11 protein-coding genes and 2 tRNA genes are annotated in these 15,707 nt (G+C 45.5%); 12 read left to right on the forward strand and 1 reads right to left on the reverse strand.

Annotation, left to right across the window (positions count from 1 at the left end):
* The first annotated feature begins 88 nt into the window (after positions 1 to 88).
* Both FE296_RS08390 and FE296_RS08395 read left to right on the forward strand, forming a co-directional pair.
* Positions 89 to 162, forward strand: a tRNA-Pro gene (locus FE296_RS08390).
* Positions 163 to 173: 11 nt separating this feature from the next.
* Positions 174 to 244: transfer RNA gene (locus FE296_RS08395), tRNA-Gly, on the forward strand.
* A 234-nt stretch (positions 245 to 478) separates the two neighbouring features.
* Here the strand turns inward: FE296_RS08395 and FE296_RS08400 are convergent.
* Complete coding sequence (locus FE296_RS08400; protein ID WP_091038383.1) at positions 479 to 820, reverse strand: WGxxGxxG family protein; 342 nt, start codon at positions 818 to 820, stop codon at positions 479 to 481.
* A 579-nt stretch (positions 821 to 1,399) separates the two neighbouring features.
* On the opposite strand from FE296_RS08400, the gene ppc reads away from it, so the two are divergent.
* The 10 genes from ppc (at position 1,400) to FE296_RS33715 (ending at position 15,694) form a co-directional block, all read left to right on the forward strand.
* Positions 1,400 to 4,192 (forward strand): phosphoenolpyruvate carboxylase, encoded by a 2,793-nt coding sequence (ppc, locus tag FE296_RS08405; protein WP_124118227.1) that lies wholly within the window; start codon positions 1,400 to 1,402, stop codon positions 4,190 to 4,192.
* A gap of 260 nt (positions 4,193 to 4,452) precedes the next feature.
* Entirely contained in the window at positions 4,453 to 5,019 is a 567-nt protein-coding gene (gene sigW / locus FE296_RS08410; RefSeq protein WP_017692117.1) for an RNA polymerase sigma factor SigW, read from the forward strand.
* 136 nt (positions 5,020 to 5,155) lie between these two features.
* Positions 5,156 to 5,770 carry a zf-HC2 domain-containing protein gene (locus FE296_RS08415; RefSeq protein ID WP_036614042.1) on the forward strand — a complete coding sequence of 205 codons (615 nt, stop codon included), beginning with the start codon at positions 5,156 to 5,158 and terminating at the stop codon, positions 5,768 to 5,770.
* Positions 5,771 to 6,085: 315 nt separating this feature from the next.
* Positions 6,086 to 6,922 carry a diadenylate cyclase CdaA gene (gene cdaA / locus FE296_RS08420; protein WP_017692119.1) on the forward strand — a complete coding sequence of 279 codons (837 nt, stop codon included), beginning with the start codon at positions 6,086 to 6,088 and terminating at the stop codon, positions 6,920 to 6,922.
* Complete coding sequence (locus tag FE296_RS08425) at positions 6,915 to 8,408, forward strand: CdaR family protein (RefSeq protein WP_190945091.1); 1,494 nt, start codon at positions 6,915 to 6,917, stop codon at positions 8,406 to 8,408. Before cdaA ends, FE296_RS08425 begins: the two co-directional genes overlap by 8 nt.
* A gap of 71 nt (positions 8,409 to 8,479) precedes the next feature.
* On the forward strand, positions 8,480 to 9,820 hold the full coding sequence (gene glmM, locus FE296_RS08430; protein ID WP_150364731.1) for a phosphoglucosamine mutase: 1,341 nt from the start codon (positions 8,480 to 8,482) through the stop codon (positions 9,818 to 9,820).
* A gap of 748 nt (positions 9,821 to 10,568) precedes the next feature.
* Positions 10,569 to 12,401 (forward strand): glutamine--fructose-6-phosphate transaminase (isomerizing), encoded by a 1,833-nt coding sequence (gene glmS, locus FE296_RS08435; protein ID WP_076217241.1) that lies wholly within the window; start codon positions 10,569 to 10,571, stop codon positions 12,399 to 12,401.
* A gap of 1,305 nt (positions 12,402 to 13,706) precedes the next feature.
* On the forward strand, positions 13,707 to 14,990 hold the full coding sequence (ectB, locus tag FE296_RS08445; protein WP_124118223.1) for a diaminobutyrate--2-oxoglutarate transaminase: 1,284 nt from the start codon (positions 13,707 to 13,709) through the stop codon (positions 14,988 to 14,990).
* 312 nt (positions 14,991 to 15,302) lie between these two features.
* Positions 15,303 to 15,557, forward strand: a complete 255-nt coding sequence (locus FE296_RS32675; RefSeq protein ID WP_124118222.1) for a hypothetical protein — start codon at positions 15,303 to 15,305, stop codon at positions 15,555 to 15,557.
* Between the two features lie 14 nt (positions 15,558 to 15,571).
* Entirely contained in the window at positions 15,572 to 15,694 is a 123-nt protein-coding gene (locus FE296_RS33715; protein ID WP_263364144.1) for a hypothetical protein, read from the forward strand.
* Positions 15,695 to 15,707 lie beyond the last annotated feature (13 nt).

The raw sequence follows: 15,707 nt of genomic DNA on the forward strand, positions 1-15,707 counted from the left end.
CCTTAGCTCAGCTGGATAGAGCGTTTGACTACGAATCAAAAGGCCGGGAGTTCGAATCTCTCAGGGCGCGCCATTATTTTTTTAGTATCGGGATGTAGCTCAGCTTGGTAGAGCACCTGGTTTGGGACCAGGGGGTCGCATGTTCAAATCGTGTCATCCCGATTTTTGTTTATGCGGGTGTAGTTCAATGGTAGAACTTTAGCCTTCCAAGCTAATAGCGTGGGTTCGATTCCCATCACCCGCTTACAGGATATAATGAAAGAGCCTTTGCAGATGCAGAGGCTTTTTTATTTTTATTAACGTAATAATTAGCAGTTATTTTATATAATATTTTATGTAAGGTACAGTACAGGTTTAATTAAAAAAGAGCCAAGACCCTTTGCAATCCAAATAGGGAGGTCTTGGCTCTTCTGTTTATCTCTGTGGATGAGCTGCTTCAAAAGACGTAGCAGTTATTGTAACGTGACGTGAGTACAATTTAACGTTCGTTGTGATCCGTCACTCTTCTACGCATGCCAGCTAATCCAAGCAATCCCAGCAAACCGAGCCAGCCCCAATCCATGCCGTTGTCACGGTCGGTTGTTGTGGCGTTTGCACGGACACTGTTGGTACGATAGTCACCATTGTTGCGGTAGTTTCCATCCATGTTCAGGTTGGTGTTTGTGCGATCCATGTAGTTGGTGTCCTGATAAGACCGGACACGTGATCCGTTAGTGTTGGTATCCATTCCTTTTGACATTTGACCATCAGCAGCAGCAGGGCCAGCCATCGCGGCCACCAGAAGCACGGAAGCAATAATTGTTGTACCTTTCTTCATCATTTGGATTCCTCCTTTTTAGTAAGAGCTATAGATTAATCTGCCCAAAAAGCTAAGAACATTATGTAGAAATGGTCTGTTAAGATATCCCTATGTTTACAGTAGGTTAGGAACATACATAAGAACCTCCCCTAATAAGCAGACTTGTAGTGGGAAGAAATTTATAATTATATCTTTAATTTATTGCGTCACTGTGGTAAAGTATACAAAAGCTTGCTTTGCCGGTCATGTTTCTTTGTATATCATCTGTTCTCAAATAATGAAATTATGCGGTTTAACCTTACGATCAGGTACCATGGAATCATATCTAAAGTAACTGTATATTTATAAATTTTTAAGCATAGGTATGAGACATTTGATTTATCTAAAGTACGTGAAAAAGGTATCATGCGACAGCATATGACCATTAATTGAAGCAGAACAAGAAAATGAATAAAAAAGCGTGTTTTTGTGCTGTAAATCGGGGATAATCCCCATTTTTTCTAGTAGAAAAATAAAGATTTTCGTACCATTTTATTGTATGATGTTATGAAGGTGTCAAATTTACGTGTACGAATGGAACGATCAGATGGGAGGATAAGCATGACTGAAACTATGGTAACCGCCAGCAAAAGCCAATCCAACAACCTGCTTCGGCGAGACGTGCGGTTCCTGGGCAATATACTCGGAGAAGTTCTTGTCCATCAAGGCGGCACGGAGCTTCTAGATATCGTTGAGAAGATTCGGGAAACGAGCAAATCGTTGCGTGCAGAATTTCTGCCAGAACTCTATGCAGAGTTCAAAACGATGATCCAGGAATTAGACTCGGACAATCGTCACCAGGTTATTCGGGCTTTCGCTATTTATTTTCAATTAGTTAATATTGCTGAACAAAACCATCGGATCCGGCGTAAACGGGATTATGAACGTTCTGCAGGGGACGCTGTGCAGCCAGGATCGATTGAGAAAGCAGTACAGGATCTTAAGGAACGTGGACTGTCTCATACAGAGGTGGAAGAGATTCTCGACGATTTGTCGTTGGAACTCGTTATGACAGCTCACCCAACCGAAGCCATGCGCCGGGTTATTCTGGACATCCATAAACGGATATCCGAAGATGTCATGCTACTTGATAATCCTACGCTGACGTTGCGTGAACGTGAACAGTTGCGTGAGAAACTGCTGAATGAGGTTATTACACTTTGGCAGACAGATGAACTTCGCGACCGCAAACCGACTGTACTCGATGAAGTGCGGAACGGGATGTATTACTTTCATGAAACGTTGTTCCACGTACTTCCGGATGTATATCAGGAGCTGGAACGCTGCCTGAACAAATTTTATCCTGACCATGACTGGCATGTACCGACGTATTTGCGGTTCGGTTCCTGGATCGGTGGAGACCGGGATGGAAATCCTTCGGTAACTTCAGATGTAACATGGCAGACGTTGTTGATGCAACGCAAGCTCGCTTTGCGTGAATACCAACGGATTATGATTGAACTTATGGGCCATCTCAGCTTCAGCACGAACATCATCCACGTATCAGATGAGCTGGTGCAGTCTATTGAGCAGGACCGTAGTTGTGTAACGTTGAAAAAAGTGGATATGTGGCGGAATGAAAAAGAGCCATATCGCATCAAATTGGCCTATATGATTGCCAAGTTGAACAATGTACTGGATGAGAACAAATTAGGTCAGGCTGACCGTTATCATAGCGCTCAGGATTTGATTGATGATCTGATGATTATTGATCGAAGTCTGCGCCATCATTTTGCCGATTACGTAGCGGATACAACTATTCGCAAAATGATTCGTCAAGTTGAGTTGTTTGGTTTCCATACCGCAGCATTGGATGTGCGTCAGCACAGTCAGGAACATGAAAATGCGATGTCGGAGATTCTGGCGAAAATGAACATTGTAGAAGATTATGCGCGTCTAACTGAAGACGGTAAAATCGATCTGCTTGCTCGTTTGCTGGATGATCCGCGTCCTCTTACTTCTCCTTATCACCAATACACGGAGGGAACCAAAGAGTGTCTGGATGTCTTCCGTACCATTAAGCGTGCCCAGAACGAATTTGGGACCGGCTGTATCACAAGTTACCTGATCAGTATGACGCAGGGCGCAAGTGACTTGCTGGAGGTTATGGTATTTGCCAAGGAAGTAGGGTTATTCACCAAAGGAAACAATGGTGAGGTTGAAGCTACACTTCAAGCGGTACCGCTGTTTGAAACGATTGATGATCTTCATGCGGCTTCGGACATTATGCAGAAGCTGTTTAACCTTCCTGTATACCGCGCAAGCGTAAAAGGACGGAATGAACTGCATGAAATCATGCTAGGTTATTCCGACAGTAACAAGGATGGCGGCGTGGTTACAGCCAACTGGGAACTGCGTGTAGCAATGAATGCGATCACGGCTGTAGGTAATGAACATGGCGTTAAGCTGAAGTTCTTCCATGGACGTGGCGGAGCTCTTGGACGTGGCGGCATGCCACTCAATCGCAGTATTCTTGCTCAACCACCGCATACCATTGGCGGAGGCATCAAGATTACAGAGCAGGGAGAGGTTATTTCTTCTCGTTATTCCCTTCAAGGGATCGCATACCGTAGTCTGGAGCAGGCAACTTCTGCTTTGATTACAGCAGCACTGAATGGTCTTGAGCCGCAAGAATCAGAATCCGAGCGTCATTGGGACAGCATCATCAAAGAGATTTCGGAAGTATCCCTGACTAAATATCAGGATCTGATTTTCCGTGATCCGGACTTCTTTACCTTCTTCAAGGAATCCACACCGCTTCCAGAGGTGGGTGAACTGAATATTGGTTCACGTCCGTCCAAGCGGAAAGGTAGCGACAAGTTCGAAGATCTGAGAGCAATTCCTTGGGTATTTGCATGGACGCAAAGTCGTTATCTGCTTCCGGCATGGTATGCGGCAGGAACAGGGCTACAAAGTTTCTATCAGGATAAAGAGGAAAATCTGGTTGTCCTAAAAGAAATGTATGCAAGCTTCCCATTCTTCCGCACGCTGATTGATACGGTTCAGATGGCTGTAGCCAAGGCAGATCTGGTGATTGCCAAGGAGTACTCAGCCATGACTTCCAATAAGGAAGCTCGAGATCGCATATATGGACAAATTGAATCTGAATTCAAGCTTACAAAAGAGCTGATTCTGAAAATTACCGGAGAAGCTGAAATTCTGGATGATGTACCGGTTATTCAAGAATCCATTCGTCTTCGTAACCCTTATGTGGATCCGTTATCCTACATGCAAGTTCAACTTTTGAGCGAGCTTAGAGATATGCGTGAACGTGGTGAGGATGATACGGAACTGCTCAGAGAAGTGCTGCTGACAATCAATGGCATCGCTGCAGGGCTGCGGAATACAGGTTGATTATTGAATTGATGCATATGAATGATTATATGTAACAAAGTACCCATTACGTTGTTGAATAATAGCTCCATTCTCTGCTCTACGGAGTGAGAGATGAAACGGGACTCCTGCGGGAGTTCCCGTTTTTACTGTTTTTGGCGGATATTTGTCATACAGTCTTGATTTTTGACCAAAGTTGATTTACGATTTGATTGGTGAATTACAAGTGTGGACGGGTATCAGAAGACGGAAGACCCATCAGCATGTCTGGGGGAATAAGGGTGGACAATTTGGAGAACAGGCTTGTGAAACTGGTGCTCAAGGGCGACCAGAGAGCCTTTGCAGAAATCGTTGAACTATATAAGGACAAGCTATTTCATTTGGCATACCGGATGCTGAACAATCGTCATGAAGCTGAAGACGTTGTGCAGGAGACGTTTTTGCGTGTGTTTCGTAATATGGAGAAGTACGATCCGAATCAGAAGTTCTCAACCTGGATTTATCGGATCGCAACGAATCTGTGTATTGACCGACTGCGCAGGAAGAAACCTTCATACTCTTTGGATGCTGAACTGAATGACCAGGAAGGATCTGATGGTTATGCGATGCTCCCGAGTGATGATCGTACACCGGAGAGTGAAGCACTCCTGTCAGAAACGCAGACACTCATTCGTGAGGCCATTGACAGTTTGCCAGCCAAGTATAAGTCCGTTATGATTCTGAGATATTTACAGGACTTGTCGCTACAGGAAATCAGTGACGTGACAGGTATGCCCGTAACAACGATCAAGACACGCGTTCATCGGGGCCGTGATTTTCTACGTAAAAAATTGGAGTATAAGTTATAAATGTTAAACGCCTTTAAATATGGGCGAAATTATTTGAAACATATCCGAAACGGATGCGTATGTAATGTATGCAAGTCTTATGCGTGCTTTTTAATGGCACATGGACTAAGTGATTTAAGAAAGGATTGGCTCTCATATGGATTGCAACTCGGCCGTCTCTTTAATGCATGAATGTTTGGATGAGTCGTTGTCCCCGGCCCAGAAGGTTGAACTGAAAAGTCACCTTGTGATCTGTCCGGATTGTCGCATGCGCTTTAAAGAGTTGGAACAGACGGAAATGTTACTCTTTGCCATGAAACACTATTCACCGTCTGCCTCTGATGAGCTGACCAATCGAATTATGAATGCTCTGCCCCAGCCCAAGAGACAGCAAGCATGGCTCAAATGGGTCAAAGGACATCCCGCGCTGACGGCGGCAGCCTTCTTTTTGGTCGTGATGCTCTTTAGCGCCTTGAATTTCTGGAATCAGAATAACGAAATGGTTGTTAAGGGAAATAATCTGGACCAGATCGTGATTCAGGGTAACACGGTTATTGTTCCTGAAGGTAAGTCAATTGCTGGCGATCTTACGATAGAAAATGGAACCGCACAAGTATATGGTGATGTGAACGGCAATCTGACGGTTATCGACGGACAACTGTTTCAGGCTTCAACAGCGCATATTTCAGGTCAGGTGAAAAGTATTGATCAGGCGCTGGACTGGTTCTGGTACAAAATAACCAATATGGTAAATGAAGTGGCTTATCGCTAGAACAGGGTAAAATCTTCAATGGTATATACCAAGCAGGGTACCTCCAGATTGCATGGGGTACTCTTTTTTTATACGCAAAATTTTGTAATTCATGGTAAATGTGATGTTTATGTGCAGTTTGAGACTGCCGTAACTTGCAACCTGAACGTTAACGTTATAACCTAGATACTAAAGAGAACATACTACTACATATAGATACGCATTTTGCACAAATCGAATGGTGCAAAAACGCGGAGACAAAGGATTATATAAAATCCTAATGGGTTAATATGAGATCAGGGTTTACTCATCAATGGGGATAGCGGGGGCTGGCTTATGAATTATTTTGCTGACTTAACGTGGACAGAGTCCATTAAGGACGTTATCGATATATTGATCGTTACCTATATTATGTACAAACTGATTTTGCTTGTGCGGGGGACACGTGCGGTTCAGCTCCTGAAAGGGATTCTATTCCTTGTGCTAATCTGGGCATTAAGTACGTGGCTAAACCTGTATACGCTCAAATGGTTAATGAACCAGATGTTTACGTTTGGTGTCGTTGCGGTGTTCATTATCTTTCAGCCGGAACTGCGTCGTGGTCTGGAGCAATTGGGACGAGGTAAGCTGTTTGGACGTTCAGCGGCAGCGAGTGATGAAGAATTAACGGTGTTAATTGGTGAGATTATCAAGTCAGTTAATTATTTGTCACGGCGTAAAATTGGCGCTTTGGTCGTATTTGAACGTGAAACGGGTCTGAACGATTACACGGAATCGGGCATTAAGATGCACTCTCTGGTCAGCTCGGAGCTGATGATTAACATCTTTATTCCAAATACACCGCTCCATGATGGAGCCGTTATTATACAGGGAAAACAGATTTCGGCGGCAGCTTGTTATTTGCCATTATCAGAGAATCCTTTTATCAGTAAGGAATTGGGAACACGTCACCGTGCAGCAATCGGGATTACCGAAGTTGCAGATGCGATCTGTTTGGTTGTCTCCGAGGAGACAGGACAAGTGTCACTGGCAATGAATGGACAGGTCGTTCGTGATATTAAGGAAGAATCGCTGATTGCCAAACTGTATGAGGAGTTGCGCCCTACATCCAATCTGAAAAAGAATGGCTGGACAACCTTCTGGAAACGGAAGGGAGGACGTAACAATGGATAAGTGGTTTAACAATAATAACTTTGCCAAAATACTTGCGCTTGCGGTGAGCCTGCTGCTCTGGTTCATGATTCATCTGGATGAAGTACCAACCACCCCTACGATTACAACAGGGACAACCCACAAGGTTGTGGAACGTACGGTGCCTGTTCAACCTTATGGATTAGACAGCAACAGCTATGTGCTTACTTCATTAAGTACGGATGAGGTCCGGCTGGAGATCAAAGGACAGCGCTCGATGTTAACATCGATTTTTACGAATGATGATTACAAGGTACTGGTCGATCTGAGTCAGGTGAAAGATGGGTCCAATACACTGCCACTCGTACCTGATTTGCCTTCCGGGGTAGAAGTGGTTAGCATGGAACCTTCCATGGTAACGGTGAATGTAGAAAAATTGGGCACCAAATCCTTCAATGTGAATATTGTACCCGAAGGGGAGCCATTCGCTGGATACAGCGCTGGAACGCCCGTAATTGAACCTTCGACGCCGGTTAAGGTAACTCTGCCCGAAGGGCAACTCGAGGCCGTAGCGAAGGTCCAGGGCAGTGTGAGCGTGAAAGATGCCAAGGAAGATGTCATACAGAAAAAAGTGAAACTTCAAGCATACGATGCTGAAGGTAAGGTCCTTGAAAATGCGATTATAACGCCTCAAACGGTTGAAGTCCGAGTTCCGGTCAATCAGCCCTATACATCTGTACCCTTAAGAATCAAATATTCGGGACAGCTTCCGGAAGGCCTGGTACTCTCCACGGTAGAGCCAAGCGTGAAAGAAGTCTCGGTTTATGGATCAGAGGATGCGCTTGCGGGTATACAGTCCTACGACCAAGTAACCCTTGATCTTACACAGTTTGATCAGTCGGGTACATCGACAGTTAACGTGGACTTGACGCCGCCTTCCGGTTTTGAGAAAATCGAGCCTAGTTCGATTCAGATCAAGGTAGCCATATCACCATTTGACGAGGCAGAGGAGACAACCAAGGTCTTTCCGAACGTCCCCATCACACTTACCGGTGCGGGGAATGGACTGGAAGGGACGCTGGTTACGCCTAAAAGCGGAGGTCTGAACCTCACACTCACAGGCTCAGCTAGTATGCTTGAGGGTCTAAGTAGTGATGATCTCACGTTGACCGGGGATCTCACTGGACTTGCGGTCGGAACGCATGAGATCAAGCTTGAAGCCGACCTGCCCCGTTATGCCAAACTGGATGAATCATCCACTGCATTGAGTGCGACGGTCAAAATTAGCGAAAAGGCTGAAGACACCACAACTACTCCTAGCGAAGATCCGACTGACGAGGGAACGGTAGCACCTGACCCTTCACCAGCCGAGGTCGAAAACGGGGAAACGGAGCCTGTTCCTGATGAAGAAGAAACGGAATCGAATACGGATACTCAGGATCAGGGCCAACAGGAGAGCACAAGCAGTCGAGGTAATTTAAATAATAATAACAGCGGTACTGGCAGTAAAAGTGGCGCGAATCCGTAAACGTTCTAATTTTAAAATTCTCAAAAAATAATAATAGTGCTCGTTATGATGCGAATAGAAGGAGTTAAATCATGGGGAAATATTTTGGTACAGACGGTGTAAGAGGGGTTGCCAATAAAGAGTTAACGGCAGAGCTGGCTTACAGCATTGGACGTTGTGGTGGTTACGTGCTTGCAGGTGGTGTGGAAAGACCAAAAGTGGTTATCGGCATGGATACTCGTATTTCGGGATTGATGTTGGAATCCGCACTGGTTGCAGGTCTGTTGTCCATTGGCGCTGATGTGATCCGTCTGGGCGTTGTATCCACTCCGGGAGTGGCGTATATTGCACGTTTGTTGAAAGCTGACGCGGGCGTGATGATCTCGGCTTCCCACAATCCGGTTGAAGATAACGGAATCAAGTTTTTTGGTGGAGATGGCTTCAAGCTGTCTGATGAAACAGAGAACCGGATTGAAGAACTGATGGATGCGGAGACAGATCAATTGCCACGGCCAGTTGGTGGCGGGTTGGGTACTGTAATGACAGATGAAGAGTCTCGTTATCGTTACCTCGACTTCCTGAAAACGACTGTAAATGAGTCGTTCTCTGGACTTAAAATTGTTTTGGACTGTGCAAACGGAGCAGCTTATGAACTGGCCCCTAAATTGTTCAGTGAGCTAGGTGCAGAAGTCATTGCCATTGGCGCTGAGCCTAACGGCTTGAATATTAATGAGCAATGTGGATCAACTCATCCAGAGAACCTGAAACAAGAAGTGCTCAAACATAAAGCAGATCTGGGTCTTGCTTTTGACGGGGATGCGGATCGTCTGATTGCTATTGATGAGACAGGCGCTGAGGTGGATGGAGACTTCATTTTGTGTATCTGCGGTGATGCGATGAATCGTGCAGGCAAGTTGAAGGACAGTACCGTTGTATCAACTGTTATGAGTAACATCGGATTCTACAAAGCAACGGAGAAACTTGCACTGAAAACAGCTAAAACGGCAGTAGGTGACCGTTATGTGATGGAGGAAATGCGTCGCGGCGGTTACAACTTGGGTGGAGAGCAATCTGGCCATGTTATTTTCCTGGATTACAATACAACTGGAGACGGTATGCTGACTGCGATTCAACTCGTGGATACGCTCAAGGCTTCCGGTAAAAAACTGAGTGAACTAAAAGCACTAATGACCCAGTACCCACAAGTATTGGTGAATGTGCGTGTTGAAGATAAGAGCAAATACGAGGGCAATGCTGCAATCGAGCAAGCTATCGCTACAGTAGAACAGCAACTCGGCGATAATGGACGTGTACTCGTTCGTGCTTCAGGTACTGAATCTCTGATCCGTGTTATGGCAGAAGGACCAGATAAAGACGAACTTGAACAATTTGTGTCTCAAATCGCAGATGTAGTGCAAAAAGAACTGGTATAGGACTGGAAGATGTAAGAGATACCTTCTGCATACGGTTTTCTTAAGGGAATTGTTGTGTGGAACGAGGCTTATATAACAAGATTTAGGACTTATGCATGGATATTCCTGCGTCCCGGCCTGATGAGACCATAGGTCCGTTTATCCGGTCGGGATTGTAGGTAAATATGCTAAAATTGTCACAGGTACTTTGCTCCATTGCAAAATGGACCTGACGTGCATATAATGAGTGGAGTCGTCATTCAGACACAGAAAGTGAGGAACGTAAAATTACAGTTACACAAGCGCCAGAGCTTGGAGTTGCGCGGGATGATGTTGATCAGGATTTCTTCTAGGTTGAAGAACGGCTGATTAAGATCAACGGCAATCAAGCTGACGAGGTGGAGGTGTTCGGATTGTTCGGCGGGGACCTCCCGGTGAAGCACCAGAGCCGTAAACCGGATTGCGGAAAATGGATAGGTGACTGTCCACACAACGCGCCGGTGCAGGTGCAAGAGTTAAACTAAAATTCAAATGAATGTGCGTGAAGAGCGTAAACAGTACGCGGACGGGAAAATGATGTACATTCATGATTGCATTCATAACAGCTTATGATCACAGCGGGGCGACACGAGGTCGCTCTGATCATTGATAATTGAATAAGTACCAAGTATTCATGAAACGCTAGGCAATCACTCATTTTTCCGATATGCCGCCTCTGCCTGTTTCTCTTCGTGACACAGTATTCATATACAAACGGAGGAAATAAACTATGTGCGGTATTGTTGGATATATTGGTAATAAGAACACTCAATCGGTATTGGTCGAAGGATTGAAGAAACTCGAGTATCGTGGTTATGATTCTGCAGGTATCGCGGTATTTACACCGGAAGGTCTGCAAATCACGAAAGCTCTTGGTCGTCTTGCGAATCTTGAAGCCAAGCTGGATGGTGCACCACTGGTAGGTAATGCCGGAATCGGACACACACGTTGGGCAACTCATGGTAAACCATCGGATGAGAACTCTCATCCACACACGGATGGAAGCCAGAAGTTCTCTGTTGTGCATAACGGTATTATTGAGAACTACCTGGATCTGAAGGACGAATTGATGGCTCAAGGTCACACGTTCACTTCCGAGACAGATACTGAGGTTATCTCTCACCTGATCGCACGTGAATACAATGGTGATATCGTCAAAACAGTACAAAAAGTGATCACGTTGTTGCGTGGCGCATTTGCACTGGGTGTATTGACAGAGCATGAGCCTGAGAAACTCGTAGCTGTGCGTCAAGCAAGCCCATTGATTATTGGTATTGGTGAAGGCGAGAACTTCATTGGTTCCGACATCCCTGCAATTCTGGAACATACACGTAACGTGTACATTCTGAATGATGGTGAAATGGCTGTATTGACACATGATGCTGTCGAATTGATGACGATTGAAGGCAACTTTATTTCTCGGGAAATGATTCGTGTCGATTGGGATGCTGTAACCGCAGAAAAAGGCGGATTCGAGCACTTCATGCTGAAAGAAATTCATGAGCAACCAAAAGCATATCGTGATACTATGCTGGGTCGCATCGATAATGAAGGCAAAAAAGTTCAACTTCCTGAGTTGAAAATGACTGAAGAACAAATTAAAAATATCCGTAACGTTCAAATTATTGCATGTGGTACAGCGTACCATGCAGGTCTGGTTGGACGTACAGTGATTGAGCAATTGGTACGTATTCCGGTTGAAACAGATGTGGCTTCCGAGTACCGTTACCGTTCCCCAATTGTGCACAAAGATACACTTGTAATCGTAGTGAGCCAATCCGGTGAAACTGCCGATACGCTTGCTGCATTGCGTGAAGCACAATCCAATGGTGCACATGTACTGGCAATCACAAACGTAGTGGGCAGCTCCATTGCACGTGATGCAGATGATGTTATCGCAACATTGGCAGGTCCTGAAATTGCAGTAGCTTCTACCAAAGCGTATACTTCGCAGTTGATTGCTTTCAACTTGCTTGGTCTGTACCTTGCACAAGTTCGTGGTACTCAATCTGCAGAAGAGATTGCACACACGCTGGCAGCGATGCAAGCATTGCCTGAACAAGTGGAATCCATGTTGGAGCAAGCGGAAGCAATCAAAGGATATGCAGAGCAAATCTCCAAACATGAACATCTCTTCTTCATCGGTCGTGGTCTTGACTATGCAGTAGCTCAAGAAGGATCGTTGAAACTGAAAGAGATCTCTTATATTCACTCTGAGGCGTATGCTGCGGGTGAGTTGAAACATGGTACGCTTGCCTTGATCGAAGACGGTATCCCTGTTATTGCCCTGGCAACGCAGGAGAACGTACTTGAGAAAACAGTGAGCAACATTAAGGAAGTAAAAGCACGTGGCGCAGATGTATTGGCAATTACGTACGAAGAGCACGTAGCACCATTGCTGAAATCCGTAGACCAAGCGTTTGCGATTCCTAAGACGCTGCCACTGCTTAGCCCTGCTTTGTCTGTAGTTGCTCTGCAATTGCTGGCATACTATGCTTCCCTGGCACTGGGTCATGATGTGGATAAACCACGTAACCTGGCGAAAAGTGTAACGGTTGAGTAAGGTATTCTATAAAAATCAGTTTATTGTCCAATGATAAATAAGTGTAGAACCATTAACAAAAGCATGGAACTATACGAACTGTTGTCCGATGCCATGGACAACGGGGTGATCAATAGATTCAGTAAACTAATAAAGTATGATGAACAAAATAATGGTCCTGATGACTCTAAGTCATCAGGACTTTTTTGATGTTTCAGGAGGGTGGTTTTGAATATTAGAACCATCTTATTTGTGTTTGTGCATTGTAAAATTGCGGTCATTCATTTACGAAAATCCACCCAGATTATAGAGTAACTTAGGAAAAGTATCTTTTTGTAATTCTTACATTTGAAATATTCTTCGAGCAAGAATGTAATCAACTTCTTAAAGAAAGTCATTAACAATCGCAACTCCTAAGTGCAAATATATCTCCAAGAAGGATGCGGATCGGGCATAAAAGATCATTTGAATGATAAAGGAAGATGACTGAACGTGACTGGTACATCTTTCAGCAACTTACAAAATGGTATGCCAAGAAGTAACAATGCGCTCGATGAAGAAGCTTATTACACGAAGTGAAATCATTGTCCGTTCAACTTGGATCCAGAACGCTATTGTAATCTTCATGTAAATGAGTGAAGGACATCGGATAGCGTATAAGGGAAAACCTCACGTACGGTTTAATGAGGAGCAGAATATATTTACCCTTTACTCTAACAGAGGTGCAGAAAAGAAGGCGTGATACAAAACTATGTCTGCTGCCATCCGTGCGGACGCTGTGGCCTGTTTCCAGCCAGACTTTCAGAAATTGGTCAGGTAATCATGTTAAGTTATTACAAAATACAAGGAATCGGAAAACCGGCAAAGAATATTTAAAGGGAATATATACCAAATTTATTTGTTAAATGGCTGAATGTCAACACTCGTCGAATTCCTCGATTGATGTCAAATCATTCCCAATGTTTCTTTTCCATACACTTTTTTAACGAAAAATGTTAACACATTATGTTTTATGAACCAAATTTAACAATATAATGACTAAATTTAACAAAAAAATTACTATACATTCTTGTAAATTTTGATATAATTCAACCTAGGTCTTATTCCCTATTATTCTAGTAAATGGAATTGTAGGGTTTTTTATACCATCCAAGCTGTGTGCGAGAGACCAGTATACTGGCTAACCAACAAGCCGGCATGCGGGGACCAACAATTGTGGAAAATGACAGCCTAGAATATGTTGCTCCATGACGTCAGAAGGTTCAGAAAGGAAGGTTCAGAAAGATGGAGCCAACCTTATCCCAATTCCGATGGAGGATGAAGTGAGTGAGCATTTTTGAAAAGCTGGAATCCAACGTAAGATCTTACTGCAGAAGCTTTCCGGTGGTATTCGACCGGGCCAAGGGAGACCTTTTATATTCTGAGGACGGAAGAGCATATATTGATTTCTTTGCAGGTGCCGGGGCACTCAATTACGGCCATAACAACGATTATATTAAAGACCGGGTTCTCGATTACTTGACCTCCGACCGGATTATGCACGGTCTGGATATGTATACAATGGCCAAGCGTGAATTCATCCAGAGCTTCTCTGAGCGGATCTTGGAGCCGAAGAAGCTGAATTACAAGCTTCAATTCTGCGGTCCAACAGGGACGAATGCGGTGGAAGCGGCCCTGAAGCTCGCACGCAAGGCGAAGAAGAGAAGTGGAATATTCGCATTCATGGGTGGCTTCCACGGCATGTCGCTCGGCAGTCTGTCGGCGACAAGCTCCAAGTCCATGAGAGAAGGGGCGGGGCTTCCTCTGGACGGAGTTACGTTCATGCCGCACCCAAGCGGGGCTTTCGCAGAAATGGATACGCTCGGCTATATCGAGAATATCCTGACTGATTCGCACTCCGGAATCGACAAGCCGGCTGCGATTCTGCTTGAAACGGTACAAGCTGAGGGCGGAATTCACGTTGTCGACGCGCAGTGGCTACGCGAGTTGCAGCAACTTTGCCGCAGGCACGATATTCTGCTCATTACAGACGAGATTCAAGTAGGGTGCGGCCGGACAGGCGAATTCTTCTCCTTCGAACGTGCGGGGGTCGAGCCGGATCTCATTACCCTATCGAAGTCGATCAGCGGGTACGGCTTGCCAATGTCCCTGCTGCTGCTGAAGCCCGAACTGGATATCTGGACGCCGGGCGAGCACAACGGCACCTTCCGCGGCAACCAGCTGGCTTTTGTGGCCGCGAAGGCTGCTCTCGAATTCCGGGACAGAACCGAGCTGGAAGCTCAGGTGAAGCAGAAGGAAGAGTTTGTGCGCTCGTTCCTTGATCAAGAAATCAAGCCTCTGCATCCGTCCATCGCCATCCGCGGACTCGGCCTGATCTGGGGCATTGACGTCTCGGGGTTCATGGATGAAGCCGGGGCGAAGCGGGTGACGGATATCAGCTTCGAGAACGGACTCATCATTGAGAGAGCCGGCAGAGGAGACTGTGTACTGAAGATCATGCCTCCGCTGACCGTCTCGATGGAGCATCTGGCCGCTGGCTGCACCATTATCAAGTCCAGTATGCAGCAGGTGATCTCTCAGGAGACCAAGGATTTGTTAGTAACGACCTAAGCTTGGCTAAGCCGATGGCCGCTCCCGGCAAAAGGCACGAAAGTGCCTTCCGGAGGGCGTGCGGACTTGATGTTAAGGTAGCGCCTTCTCCTCAGTGGGAAACTTTCTCCGCATGCTACCTGCGGTAACTTCAATCAACATGGAATTCTCCGGCAATCCAAGGGCAGTACCATTCGTGCCATACGGAGCATTCCTTGAGTCTCATGCAGTACCCTCGTTCAATTTAATCGTCAGGAAAAGCTCACTACCCCGCAGTCGAATCTTTACTTATCCACACTAGGGCTGTGGGGGAATAAGCAAATCGTACATAGAGTGTATCAATACCCCTTAAACATAGGCTTCGTCAAAGGCAGCTCGGGTGTCAAATCAGGAGGTACGGTCGACTTCCTGCTGGGCGGCTGGAGAACCCTGCGGCAAGCCTTACATCGACAGGAGGAACATTCCTTGTCGTCTATCCCCAAATCCAATTCCGAATCCCATGTTAAACCAAATCCCGTCTTCGGATGGCTCGTCCGCAGCAATCTTATTGAAGCAGAGAAGTCCGAAGTAACCGCATCTCTTGCGTAGAACGATGCTTGTTGTTGTCCTTTACGCATGGGAGCCAAGCGGGACAGCTGGTAGGCAGAGGATTGCCGCATGCGATCAACCGGGCAATTGAAGCGGTGACATTGCGCAAGCCATTGATGTTATTGTCAGATGTTTGAATAGGAGGGGAGC

It is taken from the genome of Paenibacillus sp. UASWS1643 (genome assembly GCF_008693195.1).
Taxonomy (GTDB): Bacteria; Bacillota; Bacilli; order Paenibacillales; family Paenibacillaceae; genus Paenibacillus; species Paenibacillus amylolyticus_B.

What these genes read in the sequence shown, in the direction of transcription:
- FE296_RS08400 (WP_091038383.1), bottom strand. Translation starts at nt 820, where the DNA reads ATGATGAAGAAAGGTACAACAATTATTGCTTCCGTGCTTCTGGTGGCC.
- FE296_RS08425 (WP_190945091.1), top strand. Translation starts at nt 6,915, where the DNA reads ATGGATAAGTGGTTTAACAATAATAACTTTGCCAAAATACTTGCGCTT.
- ppc (WP_124118227.1), top strand. Translation starts at nt 1,400, where the DNA reads ATGACTGAAACTATGGTAACCGCCAGCAAAAGCCAATCCAACAACCTG.
- FE296_RS08415 (WP_036614042.1), top strand. Translation starts at nt 5,156, where the DNA reads ATGGATTGCAACTCGGCCGTCTCTTTAATGCATGAATGTTTGGATGAG.
- glmS (WP_076217241.1), top strand. Translation starts at nt 10,569, where the DNA reads ATGTGCGGTATTGTTGGATATATTGGTAATAAGAACACTCAATCGGTA.
- glmM (WP_150364731.1), top strand. Translation starts at nt 8,480, where the DNA reads ATGGGGAAATATTTTGGTACAGACGGTGTAAGAGGGGTTGCCAATAAA.
- cdaA (WP_017692119.1), top strand. Translation starts at nt 6,086, where the DNA reads ATGAATTATTTTGCTGACTTAACGTGGACAGAGTCCATTAAGGACGTT.